This window comes from Janthinobacterium sp. GW821-FHT03C10 (assembly GCF_059420865.1).
Map to the genome: position 1 here is coordinate 68,278 of NZ_JBWKUN010000012.1, position 17,915 is coordinate 86,192.

Annotated in this window: 18 protein-coding genes and 4 tRNA genes; 9 read left to right on the forward strand and 13 right to left on the reverse strand. The window is 60.1% G+C overall.

The features are described 5' to 3' along the window. Positions 1-89: 89 nt before the first annotated feature. Positions 90-1,490: an L-cystine transporter gene (locus AC07VH_RS28510; RefSeq protein WP_494789351.1), complete on the reverse strand. Its 1,401-nt coding sequence runs from the start codon at positions 1,488-1,490 to the stop codon at positions 90-92. A 257-nt stretch (positions 1,491-1,747) separates the two neighbouring features. On the opposite strand from AC07VH_RS28510, the gene AC07VH_RS28515 reads away from it, so the two are divergent. After that, positions 1,748-2,125, forward strand: coding sequence for a nuclear transport factor 2 family protein (locus AC07VH_RS28515; protein WP_475416315.1), 378 nt, complete (start codon positions 1,748-1,750; stop codon positions 2,123-2,125). A 13-nt stretch (positions 2,126-2,138) separates the two neighbouring features. Then, the gene (locus AC07VH_RS28520; RefSeq protein ID WP_489628365.1) at positions 2,139-2,528 is read left to right on the forward strand and encodes a hypothetical protein; all 390 of its coding nucleotides are present in this window, start codon (positions 2,139-2,141) and stop codon (positions 2,526-2,528) included. A 265-nt stretch (positions 2,529-2,793) separates the two neighbouring features. On the opposite strand, the gene AC07VH_RS28525 is transcribed toward AC07VH_RS28520, so the two are convergent. From AC07VH_RS28525 to AC07VH_RS28535, 3 genes are all read right to left on the reverse strand, one after another. Next, on the reverse strand, positions 2,794-3,939 hold the full coding sequence (locus AC07VH_RS28525) for a YncE family protein (RefSeq protein ID WP_494789352.1): 1,146 nt from the start codon (positions 3,937-3,939) through the stop codon (positions 2,794-2,796). 884 nt (positions 3,940-4,823) lie between these two features. Further along, positions 4,824-5,432 (reverse strand): IMPACT family protein, encoded by a 609-nt coding sequence (locus AC07VH_RS28530; RefSeq protein ID WP_494789353.1) that lies wholly within the window; start codon positions 5,430-5,432, stop codon positions 4,824-4,826. A gap of 66 nt (positions 5,433-5,498) precedes the next feature. Continuing rightward, a complete protein-coding gene (locus tag AC07VH_RS28535; protein WP_494789354.1) occupies positions 5,499-5,756 on the reverse strand; it encodes a hypothetical protein in 258 nt (85 codons plus the stop codon). Positions 5,757-5,879: 123 nt separating this feature from the next. Between AC07VH_RS28535 and AC07VH_RS28540 the strand changes: the two genes are divergently transcribed. Further along, positions 5,880-6,593 carry an AraC family transcriptional regulator gene (locus tag AC07VH_RS28540; protein ID WP_494804041.1) on the forward strand — a complete coding sequence of 238 codons (714 nt, stop codon included), beginning with the start codon at positions 5,880-5,882 and terminating at the stop codon, positions 6,591-6,593. A gap of 168 nt (positions 6,594-6,761) precedes the next feature. Here the strand turns inward: AC07VH_RS28540 and AC07VH_RS28545 are convergent, their stop codons facing one another. From AC07VH_RS28545 to AC07VH_RS28555, 3 genes are all read right to left on the reverse strand, one after another. After that, positions 6,762-7,688, reverse strand: coding sequence for a hypothetical protein (locus AC07VH_RS28545; protein ID WP_494789356.1), 927 nt, complete (start codon positions 7,686-7,688; stop codon positions 6,762-6,764). 172 nt (positions 7,689-7,860) lie between these two features. Next, positions 7,861-7,936 (reverse strand) — tRNA-Lys (locus tag AC07VH_RS28550). 71 nt (positions 7,937-8,007) lie between these two features. After that, positions 8,008-8,083: transfer RNA gene (locus tag AC07VH_RS28555), tRNA-Lys, on the reverse strand. Between the two features lie 130 nt (positions 8,084-8,213). On the opposite strand from AC07VH_RS28555, the gene AC07VH_RS28560 reads away from it, so the two are divergent. Both AC07VH_RS28560 and AC07VH_RS28565 read left to right on the forward strand, forming a co-directional pair. Continuing rightward, complete coding sequence (locus AC07VH_RS28560) at positions 8,214-8,672, forward strand: MarR family winged helix-turn-helix transcriptional regulator (RefSeq protein ID WP_494789357.1); 459 nt, start codon at positions 8,214-8,216, stop codon at positions 8,670-8,672. Then, positions 8,669-10,168 carry an MDR family MFS transporter gene (locus tag AC07VH_RS28565; protein ID WP_494789358.1) on the forward strand — a complete coding sequence of 500 codons (1,500 nt, stop codon included), beginning with the start codon at positions 8,669-8,671 and terminating at the stop codon, positions 10,166-10,168. Before AC07VH_RS28560 ends, AC07VH_RS28565 begins: the two co-directional genes overlap by 4 nt. Here AC07VH_RS28565 and AC07VH_RS28570 read toward each other — a convergent pair. Beyond that, on the reverse strand, positions 10,162-11,250 hold the full coding sequence (locus AC07VH_RS28570) for an NADH:flavin oxidoreductase/NADH oxidase (RefSeq protein ID WP_494789359.1): 1,089 nt from the start codon (positions 11,248-11,250) through the stop codon (positions 10,162-10,164). The two genes, AC07VH_RS28565 and AC07VH_RS28570, sit on opposite strands and share 7 nt — an antisense overlap. Positions 11,251-11,356: 106 nt before the next feature. Between AC07VH_RS28570 and AC07VH_RS28575 the strand changes: the two genes are divergently transcribed. The 4 genes from AC07VH_RS28575 (at position 11,357) to AC07VH_RS28590 (ending at position 14,830) form a co-directional block, all read left to right on the forward strand. Further along, positions 11,357-11,674: an ArsR/SmtB family transcription factor gene (locus tag AC07VH_RS28575; protein WP_070224713.1), complete on the forward strand. Its 318-nt coding sequence runs from the start codon at positions 11,357-11,359 to the stop codon at positions 11,672-11,674. An 88-nt stretch (positions 11,675-11,762) separates the two neighbouring features. Then, positions 11,763-13,151, forward strand: coding sequence for a hypothetical protein (locus tag AC07VH_RS28580; protein WP_494789360.1), 1,389 nt, complete (start codon positions 11,763-11,765; stop codon positions 13,149-13,151). Positions 13,152-13,280: 129 nt separating this feature from the next. Then, positions 13,281-14,411, forward strand: a complete 1,131-nt coding sequence (locus tag AC07VH_RS28585) for an acyltransferase family protein (RefSeq protein ID WP_494789361.1) — start codon at positions 13,281-13,283, stop codon at positions 14,409-14,411. Between the two features lie 119 nt (positions 14,412-14,530). Continuing rightward, complete coding sequence (locus AC07VH_RS28590) at positions 14,531-14,830, forward strand: BrnA antitoxin family protein (protein WP_494789362.1); 300 nt, start codon at positions 14,531-14,533, stop codon at positions 14,828-14,830. 45 nt (positions 14,831-14,875) lie between these two features. On the opposite strand, the gene AC07VH_RS28595 is transcribed toward AC07VH_RS28590, so the two are convergent. The 5 genes from AC07VH_RS28595 to tolB form a co-directional block, all read right to left on the reverse strand. Beyond that, positions 14,876-14,951 (reverse strand) — tRNA-Lys (locus tag AC07VH_RS28595). Between the two features lie 89 nt (positions 14,952-15,040). Continuing rightward, positions 15,041-15,116: transfer RNA gene (locus AC07VH_RS28600), tRNA-Lys, on the reverse strand. A gap of 67 nt (positions 15,117-15,183) precedes the next feature. Then, the gene (ybgF, locus tag AC07VH_RS28605) at positions 15,184-15,942 is read right to left on the reverse strand and encodes a tol-pal system protein YbgF (protein WP_489628350.1); all 759 of its coding nucleotides are present in this window, start codon (positions 15,940-15,942) and stop codon (positions 15,184-15,186) included. A 135-nt stretch (positions 15,943-16,077) separates the two neighbouring features. Further along, positions 16,078-16,599, reverse strand: coding sequence for a peptidoglycan-associated lipoprotein Pal (gene pal / locus AC07VH_RS28610; protein ID WP_034759187.1), 522 nt, complete (start codon positions 16,597-16,599; stop codon positions 16,078-16,080). A 43-nt stretch (positions 16,600-16,642) separates the two neighbouring features. Further along, positions 16,643-17,911 (reverse strand): Tol-Pal system beta propeller repeat protein TolB, encoded by a 1,269-nt coding sequence (gene tolB, locus AC07VH_RS28615; RefSeq protein ID WP_475417593.1) that lies wholly within the window; start codon positions 17,909-17,911, stop codon positions 16,643-16,645. Positions 17,912-17,915 lie beyond the last annotated feature (4 nt).

Sequence of the window (17,915 nt, forward strand, 5' to 3'; positions counted from 1 at the left end):
AAGCGGAACTGTGCGAAGGTACGGGGGCGCCGAGCCAGTGAGCATCGGAAACCGCAACCCGCGACGCGCAGTAGGTTTGGTTATGCGTTCTAGGCGGCGTGTTCCGCCTCATCCAGGTCAGGCGCGTCGTCGCTGTTGTAGACGGCCAGGTCGGTTTCGCCCATGACGCGGCTGGTGACGGTGCCGGCCGTAATCGAGCCGCTCACGTTCAGGGCCGTGCGGCCCATGTCGATCAGCGGTTCGACGGAGATCAGCAAGCCGGCCAGCGCGACGGGCAAGTCCATCGCCGACAGCACGATCAGGGCGGCAAACGTGGCGCCGCCGCCTACGCCGGCCACGCCGACGGAACCGATGGTGATGATGGCCAGCAGCGGCAGCAGGAAGCTGAGCGTAAATGGATCGACGCCGACTGTCGGGGCGATCATCACGGCCAGCATGGCAGGATAGATGCCGGCGCAGCCATTCTGGCCGATGGTCGAGCCGAACGAGGCGGCGAAGTTGGCGATGCCTTCCGGCGTGCCCAGGCGCTGGGTTTGCGTCTGCACGCTCATCGGGATCGAGCCGGCGCTGGTGCGCGAGGTGAAGGCGAAAGCCAGCACGGGGAAGACTTTCTTGACGAAGCGCAGCGGGTTCAGGCCCACGCCCGCGATGATGGCCAGGTGCACGAGGAACATCAATATCAGCGCGCTGTACGAGGCGACGACGAAGTTGATCAATTTCAAGATGTCCGTGTAGCTCGACGAGGCCACCACTTCAAACATCAGCGCGAACACGCCGTACGGCGTCAGGCGCAGCACCAGGGTGACCATGCGCATGACGATGGCGTGCGCCACTTTCATGAAGTGCTCGAAGGAGGCGAAGATTTCCGGCTTTTTCGCGGCGATGCCCGTGGCCGAGATGCCGATGAAGATCGAGAACACCACCACGGCGATGGTCGACGTCTTGCGCGCACCCGTCATGTCGAGGAAGGGATTGGTCGGCACGAAGCTGACCAGCAGTTTCGGCAGGGACAGGGCTTTTGCCGTTTCCAGCGAGCCTTGCAGCTGCACGCCGCGCGCCACTTCGGCCGCGCTCGACGTCAGGCCGATAGCCGTCAGGCCGAACAGCTTGGCCATCAGGATGCCGATCGCGGCGGCGATCGTGGTGGTGATGAGCAGGGTGCCGATGGTCAGCGCGCTGATCTTGCCCAGCGAACTGGCGTCCTTGAGCTTTAAAATGGCGGAAATGATGGACACCATGATCAGCGGCATGATGATCATCTGCAGCAGTTTGACATAGCCGCTGCCGACGATGTCGATATATTCATTGGTGCCCGCGATGATGGGCGAGCCGGCGCCGTAGACGGCCTGCACGGCCGCGCCCAGCAGCACACCCAGGCCCAGGCCCGTGAAGACGCGTACCGTGAACGTCGCGTGTTTGCGTTGCTGGTGGAACATGAAGGCGAAGACGACCAGCGCAACGAGCAGGTTCAGAATGATGTTAATTGCCATGTAGGGGCCTTATCTTGGTTTTATTCGAGACTGCGGAGAGCACTTTACTACAAGTCATTGCTGCCCCAGCCTGGGGCGAAAGGGCAAGCACTGTACAGTACTATGGGGGTGTTTTGCGCCATACCGCTGCGAATATTACGCTATATAAATATGCTCCACAGGCATAAGTCTTTCGGATGATTGTGAAATTGGCTATTTCGTGCCAGCATGGTTTTCCCGTTTGCTAATATGCGCCCGTTATTTTAATAAGGAAAAAGATGAATGCTTTAACGGAAGTACAGGTACTCGATGCGGAAGAACGCTTGCGCCTGGCCATGATGGCCTCCGACGTGGCCGTGCTGAACGATTTGCTGGCCGACGATTTGCTGTTTACCAATCACCTGGGCCATTTGCTGAGCAAGCATGCTGACCTGGCCGCGCATGAGCAGCGTCTGCTGACCATCACCGATCTGCGCGCTTCCGAGCGCCATGTGCGCATCAACGGCCACGTGGCCGTCGTCTCCGTGCGCATGCAGTTGACGGGCAGCTATCACGACGTGGAAACGCATGGCGACTTCCGTTTTACGCGCGTCTGGGCGCACAATGCGGCCGGCGCGCTGCAAGTGATCGCCGCCCATTCCGGCGTCGTGGCTTGAGGAGCATCATTTAGTGGATCATCGTTCCAAAGGGCAGCTGTTTGAAGCTGTCATCGCCGCCGGCCCGGCCACCCTGGCCATCACGGCCGGCTATCCCTTGCTGTTGTACAACCTGGTGCGCACCTGGGCCGACGCCCCCGGCACCAACGCGCTGGCCGCGCTGCTGCTGACGGGCGGCCTGTGGGCCTTGCTGGAATTCTGGCGCATCGCGCTGGCGACGGTGGCGCGCAAGGCCTATGCCTTCAACTGGCGCTTCTGGCTGGCCATCGCGAGTTTTCTTGCCTGCTTCGTGCGTTTCGTGCCGGACATGCCGGCCGGACTGATGCTGCTATTGCTGGTGCTGCCGGCGCTGGCGTGGACGCATTTCATCTTGCTGCAGATCAAGCGACCAGGCAGGACTTGATTGCTGGAAGTGTCGTAGCGGGAGCGATATATCATTATTGAAATCCAAAAACTGGGCGAGCAATTCCACGTGATAGCGTCGAAATCCGACTCTTTCATGGCGACTTATTCAGATGCCGTCAAACTGCGCGCGGCGCAAAAGCTGATTAAACATTGTTAGATGCGTGGAGGGAAAAACAGCTTGTGAAAAACCCATGAAATTGCTGGGAAGAGCGACGTTCATGGGCCAGCTAATGGCTATGATTCTGCATAGCCACGATATTTATTTAATTTGTCCGGGAACAAGAAGATGTTGGGTTCACAACGACTAATTCCGTATATGATGTCATCCAACTAGGGCGGGGGGCGTTATTTTTCCAGGCCGGAACAGTGACCGAAATAGTCTCGTTGCTGGGATCCATTGACAACAGCGGAAATTGACTTTCATTCATCATCCCAGCGCCAACTAAAACTCGATACCCATCTTTGCTCAATGCTATATTATTTATTAATCCCATGGATGGCGAGGTGATAGTTTTGGTGAGTATTGTATTTTCCGTATCAAACACGTATATAGCCCCCATGAGCCAGTTGGCCCTGCTAGCACCTGCAAGATAGAATTTTTTTCCATCCGGTGAAAAAGATGCGGCATAAATTGGAAACGCTCCATCGAGTGAAATGACATGGGAAATAGAATTGCTGCTTGCATCAATGATGACTAATTTCTTGATATAGTTACCTACTCCGTTAACTAGAAGATATGCCGATTTTCCATCGGGGCTAACTTTAAGTTGTTCAGGACTGCCGAGTGATTTTACATCGATAGTGGCGTAAACGCTGTCTGTTGCAGTGTCGATCACGCTTATCGATCCGTCGGAAAAATTAGGTACATACAGCCGCACACCGTCAGGCGAGATGGCAGAAGAAAATGGTGTTGCTCCAACTTTTATCACGCTCAAAACCTGACTCGCATTACCATCCATTACGACAACATTGTGTGATTCCGGTAATGGAATATAGAGTTTCTCCCCATTCGGCGTAAAAACAAATCCATAGATTCTGCCAGCTCGATCATTAGGCGAAAAACGATCATTGGGTAAGGAGAAACTTCTCTCGAAAGAATCTGTTTTTGCATTAAAAACAACAACATCATGCATGGCCGTGCCATCATTGGAAACAGTAGACCGAACTGCATAAATATGTTCGCCACTAGGATCTACCTCAAGTTTACTTAGGTATTCATTTTCCGGCACGGGAATGGTATTTATTATTTTCAAAGTTACCGCGTCAATTTTTTTGATTTCAGACGAGCCAAGCAGGTAGGAGTAAATAGCGCCTCCTGCAGGTATGTCAGCAAATGCAGCCGTGCATAAGGAGAAAAATAGAAAGAAAGAGAGGCTGATTTTTTGCAATGAAAATCGGAAGTATTTCATATTCTTTGTCGCCTTATGGTTTTAGTTGGGTGATGGTGTTTAATTTAAATGCAGTATTTTTATATATTATGTGCTGATGGGTAGGGGTGCCTATTCGTTGCGGGGCTAATTTTTTGCCCTATTGATAAATTTTTGGAATCTGCATCATTCGAAACATTATCTTGACACGCACGCGGATGAGGGTGATACCATAAATTCTCTTGCCAGTACGCGGAAAAATCAAGCTGCAGTACTATCCTGCGTAATATATTATGGGGGAATCAAGTGAAAATATTCTTTACGTGGAAACATGGCTATTCCCACGCTTTTGTACTCTACATGGGAATATTTTTATCGATATAGGAATACTCCTAAATGTATATATTTTCATGTGACCGAGTGCTGGTTTTCGGGGAAGTGACAGATGGTATGAGTAGCGTAGGCGCACTGGAAACTGCGATGGATGGTGCGTGCTCATGGCAATCTTGCGAATCAGCTTGTAAGGGTTGTCGGCGTTAGTCGATACCTTAGCCGGAGTGAGGTGTGCTGCACCTATTGCTCCAGTCTGCATTCATATCATTCTGGCAGAGGCCTTGACGTCTTTGCTTATCGACAGCTGAGGCGCTGGCACGATGCATGCGTTACCATCTGTCCACTGTGCGCGATGCGGTCGTGTTTGGAAAGCGGCTGAGTGACATTCGACTTAGGGTGGAGAAATCGATGTACAGATAGCCGCATCCAGGTCGTCAGGAAATTTTCTTGGCGGAATTTGGTGAAATTATTATTTCAAATAATGCAGTCCATGACTGGTGTTCAATTGAAAAAATAGAAATTTGTTGGATGTGTAGTGCCTGGATAAATGCTCGCTTGTTATCGGTGGCGCCCGGCAGCAATGCGCCTGTTGACTATGACTCGCCGTCGCTATCCTGCGCGTCCAGCCACTGTATCCGTCCATTGCCCGCCTCATGCAGATGGGCCAGCAGGGCGGTGGCCGCCGTTTCGGGCAGGCTGAAGTCGAACAGCACGGCGTCGCCGTGCTCCACGTTCAGCAAGGTGGCACCGGCGCCGTCGAGTTCGCGGCGCAGCATGCCTTCCATCGCATACGGCACCGTGCAGCGCAGGCTGCGCTGGCGCACGATGGCCGTTTTTTCCGCCTGCAACAACGCTTGCGCCACGCTGTCCGTGTAGGCGCGCACCAGGCCTCCCGCACCGAGCTTGATCCCGCCGAAGTAGCGCACGACGGTGGCCAGCACGCCTTCCAGGTCCTGGTGGCGCAGCACGTCGAGCATGGGCCGCCCGGCCGTGCCGCTCGGTTCGCCATCGTCGACGGCCGCCGACTGCCCGCCCGCCAGCAGCGCCCAGCACACATGGCAGGCGCCCGGATGCTGCGCCTTCAAGTCATTGACCACCTGCTGCGCGCTGGCGCGGTCCGTCATCGGCTGCACGCAACCGATGAAACGGCTTTTCTTGATGATCAGTTCGCTGTGGACGGGGGCGGCAATGGTAAACGGCATGGCGGGTGCGAAGGCGGGCAAAGCAGCATGATAGAGGAAATGCGCGCCGGGGACGAGTCACCCAGCTTACGCGGCGGACGCGGCCACCAGTTCGCGCAGCGCCGCATCGCGCACCTGCAGGATCTCGAACAGCCCCAGCGCATGCAGGGCGGGCAGGGCGTCGGCAATGTCGCGCTCGGCGATGGCCTTGTCGTCGATGCTGCTCGTATCGTCCAGCCATAGCCGGGCATTGGCGAGAAAGGCGCCCACCGTGCCCTTGCGCACGGTGACGCCATTGAACTGGCCCTGGTTTTGTTGATCCGGTAAGACGTCTTCTGCACGCATGGTGAACTCCTGAAGGTTGGAAAGACTTCACTGTATGATGGCCGGATTGTCTTGCCTGCGTTGTTTATGTCATTCGATACGTCAAATCCGCCAATCTTGCCGCCAGCACCGTTGCTGCGCGCCATGCGCATTGTCCAGCCGCAGGAAAGGGTGACGGCGGCGCACCGCCATGCCAGCGGCCAGCTGTTCGGCGCCATGCGGGGCTTGCTCTCCGTCACGGCCGACAGCGGCCAGTGGGTGGTGCCGGCCAGCCACTGCGTGTGGATGCCGCCCCATCATATGCACGCGCTGCGTTCGCACGGCCCGTTTGCTGGCTGGAGCGTGTATGTGGACGAGGCCAGCTGCGCCGGCTTGCCCGCCGCGCCGTGCGTGATGCGCGTCTCGGGCTTGCTGCGCGAGGCGGTGGGCCGCGCCAGCGCCTGGGACGATGGCGCGCTGGATGCGCGGCAGGCCCGGGTGGCGGGCGTGATCCTCGACGAGATCGCCACCGCGCCGCACGAATCCTTCGGCTTGCCCCTGCCCACGGACCCGCGCCTGCTGCGCGTGGCGCGCGCCGTGCTTGACGACCTCGCCGACGAGCGTGGCGTGGAAGCGCTGGCCGCCTGGGTCGGCGTGTCCCCGCGCACCCTGGCGCGCCGATTCACGATCGAGACGGGCTTTACGCCCTCCGCCTGGCGCCAGCGCGCCCGCATCCTGCGCGCCCTGGAACTCTTGGCCGCCGGCCAGCCCGTCACGACGATTGCGCTGGACCTGGGCTACGACAACGTCAGCGCCTTCATCGCCATGTTCAAGCGGGTGCTGGGGGTGACGCCGGGCAGGTATGGGGAAGGCAGCTAATCGAATAATATAGGTATTTGCTAAGGAGTAACTTGCTGTAGATAGAGATGGTCAAGGCTGAAATCGTGTACGAATGCCGGACTTGGCCCCAATCCTGACCCCTATCCCGCGATCCCAATAACGTCGTGCGTTGTATTGGCCGTCCTTTGGGAACGCTACTTCTTAACGCTACTTCTTTGATGGCCAAATCAGTTCCGTTGAAAGGCAGCAGATCAGTTGGTAATTGTCCATATGAAAAATGCTTGGGTCGGTAGGGTCCTGAGTGCCGACGAAGAAAACCCATCCTTTGATCTGCTTGTTATGCTTTGCTTGCTCGATGGCTTCTTCGCGAGTCGTGGTGAATTCGCGTAGCAACGTATTGCGACGGACCTTACTCCAACTTGCCCAGTTCACGCGCACTTTGCAAAGCGTCTTGTATCCCCCCGTTTCTTGGCTCCATTCACCTGCGTTAAGCGTCAGCTCGCAGTACTCTTCTGCTATCAGTGGCCTTGCTGTCCAGCGGATTGCAGCGTAATAAAGCCGGGTTGGAAGCTTGAATGGTTCTGGCTTTTTGCTACCCAGGTAAGTGAAGATTTTGGCATAGGTGTTGCCTGCGACACCAGGTATCTCGAGAGGCAGAAAGTCGCGGTCGTTTGGGAGCTGAATGAATGCACGGCATGCGGGTCGAATACTCTTTACTGAATGTCCGTGATACTTGCGTTGCGTGGCGGAATTTTTATCCGACGCGCTGCTTGTCCTTGTGCTGCCGGATAATCCTTGCGTAACGAGGTCTTTAGCTTCAACGGGACGGTTGTCGGTGAGTATCAATTTGCTGGGAAACGGTAGTGGAAACCCTTCCGGCGTGCCAACGCGCTCTTTCTTTGCGCGCTTGATGATCTTGTCCTCGCCGTCAATATCACAACCCGCCTGATGCTTGTTGCTCGGCCCTAGCGTGAAGTACGGACGCTTTTTGTTGTGCTCTTTATCGAACGACGCAGGAAATACCTGGGTGGTGCATCCACGGCAGATAAAACCGTTGCGATCCACTGTCTCCATGGTCCAAAGCTCCTCGCATTCGACCAAATCGAGGGTTCTTGTATCACGTGCCGTATCCATACATGGATTCCTGTGAGTGGTTTATCGGTGTTTGCCCGTGGAAGGTGGCGTTGTGTATTGGTTTTTCAATGAGAGTGGAGAGACTATTTTGTGGCGACGCCATGCGTAGCATGAGCATAGTGACAAAAAATGCAAAAAGCCAACCGCGAACGGTTGGCTTCTCTGAAGTATTTGGTAGGCCGTGCGGGATTCGAACCTGCGACCAACGGATTAAAAGTCCGCTGCTCTACCAGCTGAGCTAACGACCCAAAAACTTTTTACTACTACTGCGGTAACGCTGTGCCGTATCAACATGATTGCCATGATGACGGCTGAATCTTGGTAGGCCGTGCGGGATTCGAACCTGCGACCAACGGATTAAAAGTCCGCTGCTCTACCAGCTGAGCTAACGACCCAAGGGCGGCTATTATGACGGCCAATGGCGGTTTTGGGAAGGGCTGGACGGGGCAAGGACGGAAAAAAGCCTTGCGTGGCCCTCATGCACGGTCTAGTATAGGTAGATAGTCTACCTATTTAACTCATTCCATGCCCACTGCCGAAGACCTTCCCATCCCCGAGCGCGCGCTGGCGCTGTCCGATGACCTGCGCGTGGCGTTCAAGCGCCTGTTGCGCTCCATGCAGCGCGAAGGGGGCGAGCTGGAGGGCGGCGTATCGATGATGCAGTACATGCTGCTGGCCCTGATCCACGAGCAGCCCGGCATCGGCGTGGCCGCGCTGGCGCGGCTGCAGAATGTGCGCGGGCCGACCGTCAGCGCCCAGGTCAAGTCGCTCGAAGAGGCGGGTCTCGTCGAGCGCAGCGCGCCCGATCCGCAGGACCGCCGGCGTTCGGGTCTGCACGTGTCCGCGCAAGGTCTGGCGATCCTCGACACCTTGCGCGCGCGGCGCCGCGATGCGCTGGCGCGGCGCATCGCCCGCTTGTCGCCGCAGCAGGTCGATGCGCTGGAAGCCGCCATGCAGCCGCTGCTTGAGATCGGCCAGGCATGAGCGGCCACGATCGCACCGCAGGCGCAGACAAAGACGCCGCGAAACCCGTCACCGAGCGAGAAGTGCGCGCCATCTATCTTGGCCTGATGGCCGTGCTGGGCCTCGGCGCGCTGGACCAGAGCATCGTCGCCACGGCCTTGCCGCGCATCGTCGACGACCTGGGCGGCATGGCGCATCTGTCGTGGGTGGTCACGGCGTATGTGCTGGCCTCGACGGCCACCATGCCCCTGTACGGCAAGCTGGCCGACCAGTACGGCCGCCGTCCCATGATCTTCACGGCCCTGCTGACCTTTTTGCTCGGTTCCGTGCTGTGCGGGCTGGCGCAGAACATGACGGAGCTGATCATCTTCCGCGCCATCCAGGGCCTCGGTGCGGGCGGCTTCATGCCGCTGGCGCAAATCATCATCGGCGACATCGTGCCGCCGGCCGAGCGGGGCAAGCGGCAGGGCATGGTGCCCGTCGTGTTTGCCGTCACCAGCGTGCTGGGTCCGGTGCTGGGCGGCGTCATCACGGATGCCCTGTCGTGGCATTGGATTTTTTATGTCAACCTGCCCATCGGCGCGGCCGCCTTCGTCATCATCGCGCGCGCCATGCGCAAGCCGGCGCGCACGCATGCGCACAAGATCGACTACCTGGGTTCCGCCTTGCTGACGGGCGCCATCACGGCGGCCCTGCTGGTGCTGGCGCTGGGCGGTACCGAGTGGCCGTGGGACTCTCTCGCCATCAAGGTGTGCGGCGGCGTCGCCGTGCTGCTTGGTATCTGGCTGGCGGTGCACGTGGGCAGGGTGGACGAACCCGTGCTGCCGCCCGACCTGTTCGAGAACCGCACCTTCAATATCGCCAGCCTGGTGATGGCCATGACTTTCATGGGGCTGATGGGCGCCAGCGTCTTCTTCCCCCTGTTCTTCCAACTGGTGATGGGCACCAGCCCGGCGGAGTCCGGCGTGATGACGGTGGCGATGATGGTGGGGCTGGTGGCGTCGTCGATGTTCAACGGCCGGGTGCTGTCGCGCTCGGGCAAGTACAAGATGGTGCAGGTGGCGGGATTGGCCGTGGCGCTGCTGGCGTTTGCCGTGCTGGCCTGGGCCATGGAAACGTCGCGCGGTTACTGGATCATCGAGCCGGCCATCTTCCTGCTCGGTACGGGACTGGGACTGGTGATGCCGAACATGACGATCGCCGTGCAAAATGCCTTGCCCCTGGCACGCCGCGGCGTGGGCACGGCCATGCTGGCCTTTTTCCGCTCGCTGGGCGGCTTGCTGGGCGTGACGGCGTCCGGCGCCATCCTCGCGCACCAGCTGCACAAGCATGGCGTGGAAGCCGTGTCGGCGCTGGGCGCGCAGGCGGCGGTGCAGACGGTCGAGGTGTACCGTCATGCTATCGCCAGCGTGTTTGGCGCCGGCGCCGTGCTGCTGCTGGTGGGACTGGTCTTCCTGCTGTTCCTTCCGGAATTGCCCCTGGAGGGGCATCCGGCAACGGTGAAGGACGATCAGTAGCGCTCGAGCCAGTGCGCGTACGGCGCCGGCAGGGTCCACGAGGCGCGCTCCACGCCGAGTTCCTTGGCGGCAAAGTATGCCCAGTGCGGATTGGCCAGGTGCGCCTTGCCGACCATCACCACGTCCAGCTGTTCTTCCTTGATGACGCGCTCGGCGATGGCCGGCGTACCGAAGCCCCAGGCGGACGAGACGGGCACGCCCGCTCCGCGGCGCACGCGCTCGGCAATCGGTCCCATGAAGGCCGGGCCCCACGGAATCGACACGTCGGGAATGGTAAAGCCCATGCTGACGCTGATCATGTCCATGCCCGCATCCTTGAACTGGCGCACGAGGCCGATGGATTCGAGCAGGGTTTGCTCGTCGCGGCCGTCGAATTCCAGCACGCCGAAACGGATGGTCAGCGGCAGCTGCTCGGGCCACACTTCACGCACGGCTTTCAATGTTTCCAGCAGGAAGCGGCTGCGGTTTTCCACGCTGCCGCCATAGATGTCGTCGCGCTGGTTCGAGTGGGCGGAAAAGAAGCTTTGCGCCAGGTAGCCATGGGCGAAGTGCAGTTCCAGCCACTCGAAGCCCACTTCGCGGGCGCGGATGGCCGCGTCGACGAAGTTTTGTTTCACGCGGGCGATATCGTCGAGGTCCATGGCGCGCGGCACTTTCGGCAGGCCGCCGCCGAAGGCGATGGCGGACGGGGCGATGGTTTGCCAGCCGCGCGCGTCGCCTTCAGCAATGTGGTCGTCGCCTTCCCATGGGCGGTTGGCGCTGGCCTTGCGGCCCGCGTGGGCGATCTGGATGCCGGGCACGGAGCCGGCCGCCTTGATGGCTTTCACGACGGGCACGAAGGCTTGCGCCAGGTCATCGTTCCAGATCCCCGTGCAGCCTGGCGTGATGCGGCCTTCGGGCGCCACGGCCGTCGCTTCGACGATCACCAGCCCGGCGCCGCCACGGGCCATGCCCGCATAATGCGACAGATGCCAGTCGTTGGCCTGGCCATCGACGGCCATGTACTGGCACATGGGCGGCACGGCGATGCGGTTGCGCAAGGTGACGTTTTTGAGGGTGTAGGGTTGGAAGAGGGCGGACATGGTGGCCTTTGTGTTGGTTTTCAGAAAAGTAAGATTAAACTGATTCGGTAGTTCGTAAATATTCGAAGAATGGAATTAGTATAGCGCATGCTGTATGATTGTGCTCATGCGCCCACACAAACATCCTCCCGCCAGCGAATTCGTCCTCGAGCGCGTGCTCTACGCCTTGAGCGATTCCATACGCCTCGACATCGTGCGCCACCTGGCCAGAGTCGACGCGGCCGCTTGCGGCGACCTCGACGGCGGGCGGCCGAAATCGACCGTTTCCCACCATTTCAAGGTCTTGCGCGAAGCGGGCCTCGTCTACACGGAAAACGCGGGCACGACGCACATGAATACCCTGCGCCGCGCCGATATCGAGAGCCGTTTCCCCGGCTTGCTCGACGCCATCCTCGCGCAACAGCCGCAAACGAATCAGTCCTGAGCCAGTCCTGAATCTGCCGTAGAATGCCTGCAAGATTGCCGAATTTGCAGCATGGGCGGGCAGTCCTGACCTGAAGGGCTGACGACGCATGAAAATTTTCGCACGGTATCGCTGGTGTTGCGCCACCGCTTTCCTACTGCTGACTGGCTGCTGGCCTTACACGGAGCCGGCCACGGGCGAATATGCCGCCGTGCTGCGGCGCGGCGAAAAGGTGACCAAGGCCGATACCTACGGGCGGTTTGCCGCCTTGTCGGTCGAGTACCGCCAGGGCGGCGGCTCCCTGATGTCCACCGAGAATCACTCCATGCGGCTGATACATAAGGACAAAATCGTCGTCAAGGCCACCGATGGCATCGAACGCTGGACCGATTTCGCCCAGCCCGTGTATTTCGTCAAGCGGCAGGAAGACGATGGCATGCTGGCGCTGGTCCACGAGCAGGCGGGCAAGGCCGTGGTCGAGAAGATTGCGGCGTCGGAATACGGCTACCGTGGCAACGAGACGTATATGCATGGCTTCCCCCTGTCCCCGGGCGTGCGCTATTTCCCCGTCGATCAGCGTCCCGGTTTCCTGTTGCGTGGCCTGCCGCTGAAAACCACCGCGCTGCCCAGTCCGCCCGAAGGCGACGGCTACCTGCAAGCCTATGTTCTGGCGGCCATCTCGCCCGACGGGGCATCGTTTGCCTATGTCGACAGCGAATATGCGCCGTCCGTGGTGCTGGTGGTCGATGCGGACGGCAAGCGGCGCGAGCCGATCCCGCTGCCGAGAGTCTACCTGGCGGACGCGCCGATCTACCAATTCAACCCGTACGAGCGGCTGTGGGCCTGGTCGCGCACGGCGCTGGCATGGCACAAGAACGGCGCGGGCGGCTGGGAGGTCAGGCCGGACGGCGTCGTGCCGGGCGCGGCCGGCGCGCGCAATGCGGTCGAGGAATTGTTTATCAGCGATCAAACCGGCTACCGGACCTGTTTTGCCGCCGCCAATGCCGCCTGTCTGCCGGGCTGGCGCAGGCCGCACGCCGCCGAGCTGCGCCGGACTTTGCCGGGCGATGGCGACGCGCCGCCGTTTGCCTACGTGCCGTCAGCCCCTGTAAACGCCTTTGGTGCCGGGGTCGGTTTGCTGTTGCTGTCCAGGGGCTGCTGCCGTGTGCCGTCCTACCACCTGTATCTGGAAGGCGCACCGGCAGCGGTGGTGGCGCAATTGTCCGCGCGCTTGCGCGAGAGCAAGACGCCGTTCGTGCGCGTCGACGAGTGTCCGCGCCGCACGGGCAATGACGGCAAGTGCGCGGCGCAACTGGCGCAGCAGCTCAAGCGGCCGGAATCGCTGGGGCGCGAGCTGGAGCAGTTGCTCGACACCTGGGACGGGCAGGACGGCGTGCTGTTCGTCATGCCGTCGATGGCGGTCGCGGTGCGCGCGAACGCGCAGGGCGGCAGCATCGTCCAGACCCTGTTGCGTGCGGATTTTTCGCGCAAGGACTGATATCGCTCATCTGCCGCGCGTCACCGAAGTGCCAGGCTCGGCTATCATGTCGGCCTTTCGGTAAATCCTCAGCCGCGCGCCTGTTGCGCGACGGGCTGGCGACACTACCTGGCACGGCAAGGATTGGGAATGACGGCAGCAGCAGTGGTATCACAGGCGGACCTGGCACATCGTCCGCAGTTTGGCTGGATCAATGGTTTGAAGGCAGGCGCGGCGCAGTTGATCGTGTTGCACCATCTGGCGTTTTACGGGCCCATGTCCGACTACGTACAGCCCCTGTGGCCCGAGTTGCTGGGCTGGCTGGGCGGCAGCGCGCGCATCGCCGTGCAAGTGTTCCTCGTCATCGGCGGCTTCCTGGTCGCCAAATCGCTCTCTCCTGCCGGCCGTCCCGGCATCGCTACCCCGCTGCAGGCGATCTGGCGACGCTATGCCAAGCTGGCGCCGCCTTTCCTGGCCGCTACCTTGCTTGCCGCAGTGATTACGCCTGTGGCCGGCATCTGGATGATGCACGACTCCATGTCGGCCGCCGTCACCCTGGGCCAGCTGAGCGCCCATGCCTTGCTGCTGCACGGCGTGCTGGGCTATGAGTCGCTGTCGGCCGGCGCCTGGTACGTGGCCATCGATTTTCAGCTGTATATGCTGACGGTATCGCTGCTGTGGCTGGGCGGCCGCCTGGCGGGCCAGCGGCGCGGGCACTGGCTGATGCCGCTGGCCGTCACCGTGGGCATCACCTTTTCCCTGCTGTATTTCAATCTCGACGCGGACTGGGATAACTGGGCGCCGTATTTCTTCGGCAGCTATGGCCTGGGCATGCTGGCCTGGTGGGCCAGCGACCCGTCCCGCAAACCCGGCGCCATGACGGCGCTCATGGCCATGGCCGCCGTGCCCGTGCTGCTGGCCCTGGCCGTCGACTACCGCAGCCGGATCGCCCTGGCCCTGATCGTCGCCTGCGCCCTGTTTCTGTTCGGGCGCGCCCGCACGCCGTCGCAGGGCCGCGTCTGGAACATCGTCAACGCCCTGGGACGCATCTCGTATGCCGTCTTCCTCGTGCACTTTCCCGTCAGCCTGCTGGTGAATGCGCTGTTTATCAGCTATGTCCCGCTCGAACCGGAGTGGCAGGCGCTGGGCATGCTGACGGCCTGGGGCGCCAGTCTGGCGTCCGGCGCCGCGTTTTACCGCTGGGTAGAGGTGCCGCTGGGGCGGGTGATGGGCGCGGTGGTCGCGCATCTGGCTGGAAGGCCGGCGCTGGCGTCGCGTTAAGATCGATGGCGTAGTGTTCCGGCGGCACCCTTGCTCGAAAGAGACTGGTTGTTTCCATTATTTGTTACTGCAATAAATAATGAGAATCACTTTTGATGCCGTTAGGTTGACGAAAGCAAATGAACGCGAAATCGAAAAATACCGGCAAAGCCTCGGTTGATCCCGACGATGCGCCCGAATTGACGGACGGTTTTTTCGAGCAGGGCGTCTGGCAAGTGGGCGACAAGCCCGTTTCCCGTCCCGAGGCGCAACAGGAAGTGGCGCGCCGCCGCGGCAGGCCCGCCGGCACTGGCGGCAAAGTCAGCACGACCATACGCTTCGACGCCGAGATCCTTGATGCCTTCAAGGCCACCGGTGATGGCTGGCAAACGCGTATGAATGATGTATTGAAGGAGTGGCTGCGATCCAGGCAAGCCTAGAAAACAAAAAAGCCAACCGCGAACGGTTGGCTTCTCTGACGTATTTGGTAGGCCGTGCGGGATTCGAACCTGCGACCAACGGATTAAAAGTCCGCTGCTCTACCAGCTGAGCTAACGACCCAAAAACTTTTTACAACAACTTCGGTAACACTGTGCCGTAAAAAAATGCTTGCTATAACAACTCGCAAGCAGATCATTACTGCGTATTCGTGGTAGGCCGTGCGGGATTCGAACCTGCGACCAACGGATTAAAAGTCCGCTGCTCTACCAGCTGAGCTAACGACCCGAAGAAGAAAGATTATAGGGGGTGCCCGGGATTCTGTCAAACCTAACGGGCAACTTTTTCCCCGCTTTTACTTTTTGCCGGCCCGTTCCTTGGCGGCCTGGGCCGCGCTGGAGTCCGGGTAGCGCGCGATCAGGGCGTTCAGGGTCTTGGTGGCGTTCGGCTTGTCTTTCAGCTCCGTGTAGCAGCTGGCGATGTTGAGCATGGCGTCGGCCGCTTTCGGGCTGTCCGGGTAGTTCTTCAGCACGGCCTGCTGGGCCGTGATGGCGCTCTTGCAGTCGCGCTGGGCGTAATAGGCGTTGCCCAGCCAGTATTGCGCATTGGCCGCATAGGCCGATTCCGGATAGCGTTTCACGAAGCCGTCCAGGGCCGTGACGGCGCCCTTGTAGTCGCCCGACTTGAACAGGCCGAACGCGGATTCGTACGCGCTTTGCTCGGACACGCCCACGGCCGCTTCCTGGCCGTCGATGGTGACCTGGCGCGGTTCGAGCTTGCGCAGGCGCGCGTCGATGTCGGTATAGAAATCCTTCTGGCGCTTTTGCACATTCGCCAGGTCGTTGCCCAGCACTTCGATCTGGCCGCGCAGGCGGGCGATCTCCTGCATGGTCTGGTCGTGCTGGTTGAGCATGCTCAGGGTGCTGGTCTTGTCCGCCTTGGCGTCGATGCGGCCGTTCAGGTCGCGCGCCATGGCGTCGACCTTGGCGCGCAGCTCCAGGATGGCCTTGCGCGCTTCGTCGTCGTCGAACAGGGCGGCGTTGGCGTGCAGGGGCAGGTAGGCAAACGCGGCCATCAAGGCGGCGGCGACGCCGGCTTTCGAGAATGTCATCATGGGTCGGGCTTTCAAAGGTTACGCAAAACATGCAAACGGGGCGCCGGGCGGTGAATCACCGCGCTGCGCCCCATTATTATGCCTATGACTGGCCAGTTAGGTAAGCGTCAATGCTTGCGCGCTCACCCTTGAACATCAATAAACGATGTCAGCGCGGCGGTTTTCAGCCCATGCCGCTTCGTTGCTGCCTTGTGCTTTAGGCTTTTCTTTACCCAGCGACACGGCTTCCATTTGGCCTTCCGGCACGCCCAGGGCGGCCATCGACTTGCGCACGGCTTCAGCACGTTTCTGGCCCAGGGCCAGGTTGTACTCAGCGCCACCGCGTTCATCGGTGTTACCTTGGATCAGGATCTTGCGCGATGGGGTTTTCACCAGGTAAGCAGCGTGGTTTTGCACGACTGGGGTGTCCGCTTCACGCACGACGTACTTGTCGAAGTCGAAGTAGATGCTGCGGTTGGCCAGCACGCCTTTTGGATCGTCCAGTGGATCGACCGATGCGGTCGTTACTGGCTGAACTTGACGGGTGTCAACTGGAGCTGCGACTTTTTCAGGAGCGCGCTCAACCACTGGGGTCTCTGCCACTTTGACTGGGGTGCTGCAGGCGGACAGCAGGGCTGCGGTAGCGGCGATGAAAGCCAAACTTTTAAAGTTACTCATTTTTATTCTCCGGGTCATGGTTAAAGGTGAAACTGTACAGCATTTACTTCATAAAAGGACCCCAGGTGGGCTCCTTGATATTGCCAGCTTGCGTAGTCAAACGCTGTTTGACGCGGCCATCCACCGATACCACTGCCAGCGACTTGCGTCGTCCGGATTCGGTCGCGTACATGATATATTTCCCGTTGGGCGAAAAGCTCGGTGATTCGTCGTTGGCGGTGTCCGACAGGCGCAGTTCCTGGCCACTAGCCAGGTCGAGCGCGTAGAGCTGGAAATTGCCGTCGCGACGGGAAATATAAGCGAGTGTCTTCCCGTCGGACGAGATCCGCGGGCTGATGTTGTAGGAGCCGCCAAACGTCACGCGCTTGGCTTCGCCGCCGCTGGTCGACATGCGGTAGATTTGTGGTCCGCCGCTGCGATCGCTGGTGAAGTAAATGCTTTGGCCATCGGCCGAGAATTGCGGTTCCGTATCGATGCCGCTGCTGTTGCTGACGCGGCGCAAGCCGCTGCCGTCGGCATTGACGGTGTAGACCTGGGTATGGCCGTCGCGCGACAGGGCCACGGCCAGGCGCGAGCCGTCCGGGCTCCAGCTCGGCGCGGAATTGCTGCCTTTTTCGTTCGAGACGATGGTGCGCTGGCGCGTCACCAGGTTTTGCACGTAGACGATGGGCTTTTTCTTTTCAAACGACACATACGCCACCTTGGTGCCGTCCGGCGACCACGACGGCGAAATGATCGGCTCGTTCGAGCGCAGGGCGACCTGGATGCCTTCGCCATCGGCGTCGGCGATTTCCAGGCGGTATTCGCGGCCCGATTGCGTGACGTAGGCGATGCGCGTGGCGAACGCGCCCTTGACGCCCGTCAGCTTTTCATAGATGTCGTCGGCGATCTTGTGCGCCAGCAGGCGGTTGAACTGCGGCGCGGCCGCATTGTTCATGCTGGAGATCTGCGCGCCCTTGATGGTGTCGAACAGCTTGTAGCGCACGTCCAGGCGGCCATCGGCCATGCTTTGCACGCTGCCGGCCGCCAGCGCGTCGGCGCCGCGCGACTTCCATTGCTCGTAGCTGACAGGCGCCGTTTCCGACACGGGCGCATCGGCGTCGATCAGCTTGAACACGCCGCTGCGCGCCAGGTCGGCCTTGATGATGCTAGATAACGATTGCGGCGCCGCCGATTCATTGGCAAAGGTGGCGACCGCCACCGGGATCTGGTTGCTGCCGATCCCTGTAATTTCCACGCGCAGCTGCGCCTGGGCGCCGGCCGCGCCCAGCATCAGGCCGGCGCAGAGCACGACGTAGCTCATTTTTTTCATGGTC